This is a genomic window from Flavobacterium beibuense F44-8, from assembly GCF_000769915.1.
Lineage (GTDB): Bacteria > Bacteroidota > Bacteroidia > Flavobacteriales > Flavobacteriaceae > Flavobacterium > Flavobacterium beibuense.
Window position 1 is genome coordinate 1 of sequence record NZ_JRLV01000039.1, and the last position, 5159, is coordinate 5159.

The window sequence follows — 5159 nt, forward strand, 5'->3', positions numbered from 1 at the left end:
TATTATGGATAGGGTTTTTTGTTTTTATACGATTCTATCTCTACACATATTTATTTCTTTACAACTGTTAGTTGTGGAAATTCTACACTTTTGTTGTGTATTTCTACAGGATTCTACAATTTTATTTCTTTTTTACAAATACTTAACTGTTTGTTTTACAGTTGTTTGCTGTCTTTATAGTGATGTTTGGCTCGATTGGTACGGTTATTTCATATTACATATACAAACAGCCAAATAATTAAATGCTATGGAAAAGAAAAATTTATTATTGGGACTATTATTATTGTTTGGTGTTAGTACAACAAATGTTATTGCGAATACAACATTAGATATTAATAAGGTTGTATTACAGGGACAGGAAAAGGAGTATGCTAAGATAGACACATCAGATGTTCCGGTAGATGTTTTAAGATCTATTAGTGCCAAGTACAGTGGTTACTCACTTGATGAGGCCTACTTATCGGATGATGTTGAGTACAAGGTTGTTCTTACTAAGGAGAAAACTAAAATAACAGCTATTTACAAAGCAACAGGAGAGTTTGTAAAAGAAGCTTAAAGATATATAGTAAGGTGATTTGAAGAATCTGGTAAATTCTTCGACAGAAGGAGATGGTAATACATCTCCTTTTGTTTTTATTAACAGTTTAAAATTCCAAAAACATTAAATTTGTGTTTATTTACTTTAGATTATAATGAGTGTAAAAATTCTGGTTGTTGACGACGATACTTCTTTCTGCTTACTACTAAAAACTTTCTTGCAAAAGAGAGGGTATGATGTTGTTACTGCGTTTAACGGTAATGATGCACTTCAGGAATTAAACAAAGAATTCTTCGATATAGTTTTAACTGATATTAGGTTGCCTGATAGTGACGGACTTGAAATACTTAAGTCAATCACACAGAAAGGGCTTAAAACTCAGGTTATACTTATGACAGGGTATACTGATATCAAGACTGCTGTAAATGCAATGAAGATTGGTGCTTTTGATTATGTAGGAAAACCAATAAACCCAGATGAGATTTTACATACTATTCAGCAGGCATTATTAAAAAAGGAGACAAAAAAATCTAATACTGTTACCGAGCCTAAAAAAACAGTATCGGGTTTTGTAAAGGGAATCAGTAGTGACTCTGCAAAACTATACGACCATATCAATCTTGTTGCTCCAACAAACATGTCGGTGTTAATTATTGGTGATAGTGGTACGGGTAAAGAATATATAGCCCAGTCTATACATATGCAAAGTAAGAGAGCTAGTAAACCTTTTGTGGCGGTTGATTGTGGTGCTATACCTAAAGGATTAGCTTCGAGTGAGTTTTTCGGGCATATAAAAGGATCTTTTACAGGCGCTGTGACAGATAAAACAGGACACTTTGAAGCGGCTAATGGCGGCACCTTATTTCTGGATGAAGTAGGAAATCTTTCTTATGATGTTCAGGTGCAATTGCTGCGAGCTCTTCAGGAGCGCAAAATAAAGCCAGTAGGGAGTAATACTGAGCAACAGGTAGATATTAGGGTGGTAGCTGCTACAAACGAAGATTTAGGCGAAGCTGTAAAGCGAGGAGATTTTAGAGAAGATTTATACCATAGGCTTAATGAGTTTTGCATACATGTGCCTAAACTAAGTGAACGTAAAGAAGATGTTATGATGTTTGCAAATCATTTTCTGGCACAGGCAAATGAAGAGCTGGAAAAGGATGTTGAGCGATTTGACCAAAACGTAATTGATCTTTTCCTTAATTATTCGTGGCCCGGTAACCTTAGGGAAATGAAAAACATTATTAAACGTTCGGTGTTACTAACCAGGGGCAATGCTATTTCGCTGGAAGTACTTCCTCCGGAGATGGAGCAGTCAGCTAATGAGGAAATACAATTAAGCTATTCTAAGGAAAGTGAAGAAGAGGCTATAAGAAAAGCTTTAGAGCGTACAAATTATAATAAGTCTAAAGCTGCTAAACTGCTTGATATAGATCGTAAAACACTTTATAATAAGCTTAAACTATATAATATAGATCTTTAATTTACTTCTTTATTTAGTTTTTGTAAGAGGGTTTCTATGTTTTTACAGGCTGTGTTTATTTGCTGTTCTATTTTGTCCCAGTTACCTGAGTAATGTTTTTCTTCCAGCGTGTCAAGAACTTCAGATATATGGAATGCTTCAATTTGTTTTAGCATAGGTATCATTTTATGCGATACTTCCACAATACGTTGTTCGTTTTTATCAGCTAAAGCACTTTGTAAGTCAGCGCAGTTTTCTTTTGAGCTGCCTATAAAAGTATCAATAATCATTTTTAAAGATTCGGGGTCGTTTTGTGTAAACTGAGATAAACTTCTCAAGTCAAAAAGTGGTCGGTTTTGACGTTGTGTTGTAGTTATGTTTTGTGCATCTATTTTTATATTATCGCCAAAAAGATTTGACACTATAGCTAATAATTTATTGACCTGTACCGGTTTTGGATGAAAATCGGTAAATCCTTTTTCTATAAAATAATCCTTTTCAAGATCCTTCCTTCCTGAAAGTGCTATAACCGGAATGTTTTGCTTAATGGATCGAACTTCTTCAAGAAGTTCAAACCCATCTAGTCCGGGCATTTGGATATCGGTAAGTATGATGTCAAAATATTTATCGGTTAAAAGCTGAGCGACTCTTGATGAATTTGCTTCTGTAGTTACTACAGCGCCTTTATCACTAAATACTTCGTTTAATAATGATAGCTGGGTTTCATCATCATCTACTAAAAGAATCTTTTTGTTTTTAAGGTATGGATAAGTTCTAATTTGAACCTGTTGTTGTGTAGGTTTAGTTTTTTTACCTTTTTGGTATGGTATAATTATAGTGAACTCAGATCCTTTTCCTTCTTCACTTTGCAATTCTATTGTTCCTCCTAAAAGTTCAATTATCTTTTTAGAAATGGTAAGTCCCAGTCCGGTCCCTCCAAATTTTTTCTCTATGCCATCATTAGCTTGTGTGAATTCTTTAAATACATTAGCATGGCTCTCTTTTGCTATACCAATACCGGTATCTGTCACAGAAATGAAAATACTTTGATTCTTTATGTATGCCAGTACTTCTACAGTTCCTTCCTGAGTAAACTTAATGGCGTTACTGATAAGGTTAGTTAAAACCTGTTTAATGCGATAAGGGTCTGATATTATATTGTCTTCCAGCTTATCATCACTAACCCAGTTAAGTTCAATATTTTTATTTTCTGCAGAATGTTCTAGGGTTCTGCAGGTGTTTTCAATAAGTGTTTTTAAGTTAAAAGATGATTCTTCAATTGTGATTCTGCTGTTTTCCAATTTAGAGAAATCTACCAGGTCACTTACCAGCTTAAGAATATAGTCGGCAGATTCTTTTATGTTGTCCAGATACTGTTTCTGTTTACTGTTTATTTCAGAATTACTTATCAGATCTGAAAAACCTATAATGCTTCCAAGTGGTGTTTGTAGGTCGTGTGTTACTGTGGCCATAAGCATTGTTTTGCTTCGCAACAGTTTTTCATTTTCGGCATTAAGTTCTTCTAATTGATTTCTGTAGTTTTGGCTTTTTGTAAGATCACTTAAAATTATCCAGGCAAAGATTATAAGTATAAGTAGGGCAGAAGCGCCAATCCATGCCATTTTTTTAACGGTCGATGAAATTGCCAATTGTGATGCAGCCATTTTTTGTGATGACCTCTCGATAATTTCTTTTTCTACCGAAGCCAGTATTACCCGAAGCTGATCGGAAATAATTCGGTTTTCATCCTGTAGTAACTGCTCGGCACGATTTAACTTATTTTGTTCCTGCTTGTTTTTGTTTATCAGCTCTTCTATAACCTGATTATAAGCGATGGTAAGGGAGTCGTTTGAGGCGAACTTTCTAATAGAGTCTAGTGTTTTGGGAGGTAGTGCCGAATTTACGACCTGACTCCAGGTATAACGCTCTTCAGGTTTTAACGGAGTTGCCTGGTTTACAAGAGAGTCTTTTACACTGTTTATTTTACTGCGAAAGTTTTTTTGTACATATTCCGGCTTGTTAAGTTTACGGTATTTAATAATTCCCGAAATACTTTTTCTCTTCTTGTTTATTAATAATTGTATCGAGTCAAATTTTACAACCTGACTTGAGTCAGCCTCTTTTTTAATAAGGTCGATATCATTATTAATGCTGTCAATAAGTTTATTGTAGCTGTTGTAGTCGCTATCAAGCCCACTGAGCATAGCGGTTTTGCCTATGGCTTCTGAAGTGTATAGGTTAGCTATGGTGTTGCTTATTTGTATGATTTTAGAGTTGTCGTTTCCGGACGCGCTTTTAGAAGCAATTTTGGAAATCTCACTATATACAAACCATACAGATACTACTGCAAAAATAAAGAGCAGCAGGTATCCGGCTATTACTTTTGATTTTACTGATTTGGGTTGGGCCATAACGGTATTAGTGCGTTAATGCATCTAAGTTATAACGCAGGCACAAAGTATTCAGTATTGAATAGTGTTTTTTAAGAATATATTAGCTTTTTACAATTACCCTCAAAAAGTTAATCTCTTCTTTCAGGTGTTGTATTTCGGCTTTAAGGCTTTCAACAAGTATATCATAAACTTCTTTGTTTGCCTGATTGAACATATCATCTCCCGGTTCAGATTCGTTTACAATCTCGTTGAAAAGGTAGTTGATGTTCACATCAAGAATTTGTACAATTTTGAGAAGTTTAACAACATTTAGTCTTCTGTCGTCTTTTTCAAGCCTTCCGTAATTACTCTGGGTAACATCAAGGTGGAGCGCCATGGTTTCCTGAGTAATTCCTTTTTCTTCTCTAAGTTTCTTAATTTTTTGGCCTATTACGTTCATGGTTTAGTTGGCAATAATTAAATTATAACTAATTTTCGGTTTTTTGTCTGTTTGTATTTAGTAAATACACTTTATTGGCTGTTATAAATATTGCAAGTAAGGTGTGCAAAACCGTAACTCTCTATAGTATTATAACTTGAGACATACTGTATTTATTTTATAAAAATAAAAAAGAAGTGTTCCAAGTTGAAGTTAAAACTTAAATAATCGATGTACTACGTGTTTTATCCGTTAAAAAGTAAATATATAGTTAAAAAATGATAGTTACTTTTTGAATTATTTTTTTAACAATAATAATAAAAGCCAGCTAATTAGCTGGCTTTTATT

4 protein-coding genes are annotated in these 5159 nt (G+C 34.0%); 2 read left to right on the forward strand and 2 right to left on the reverse strand.

Translation table 11 applies throughout. From position 1 onward, the window contains the following. Positions 1–247: 247 nt before the first annotated feature. Entirely contained in the window at positions 248–556 is a 309-nt protein-coding gene (locus Q763_RS17085) for a hypothetical protein (protein ID WP_035136280.1), read from the forward strand. A gap of 136 nt (positions 557–692) precedes the next feature. Beyond that, positions 693–2021: a sigma-54-dependent transcriptional regulator gene (locus Q763_RS17090; protein ID WP_035136282.1), complete on the forward strand. Its 1329-nt coding sequence runs from the start codon at positions 693–695 to the stop codon at positions 2019–2021. On the opposite strand, the gene Q763_RS17095 is transcribed toward Q763_RS17090, so the two are convergent. Together Q763_RS17095 and Q763_RS17100 are read right to left on the reverse strand one after the other, a co-directional pair. After that, a complete protein-coding gene (locus tag Q763_RS17095) occupies positions 2018–4411 on the reverse strand; it encodes an ATP-binding response regulator (protein ID WP_035136284.1) in 2394 nt (797 codons plus the stop codon). The genes Q763_RS17090 and Q763_RS17095 overlap by 4 nt on opposite strands. 82 nt (positions 4412–4493) lie before the next feature. Beyond that, positions 4494–4832, reverse strand: coding sequence for a helix-turn-helix domain-containing protein (locus tag Q763_RS17100; protein WP_035136285.1), 339 nt, complete (start codon positions 4830–4832; stop codon positions 4494–4496). Positions 4833–5159: the final 327 nt, after the last annotated feature.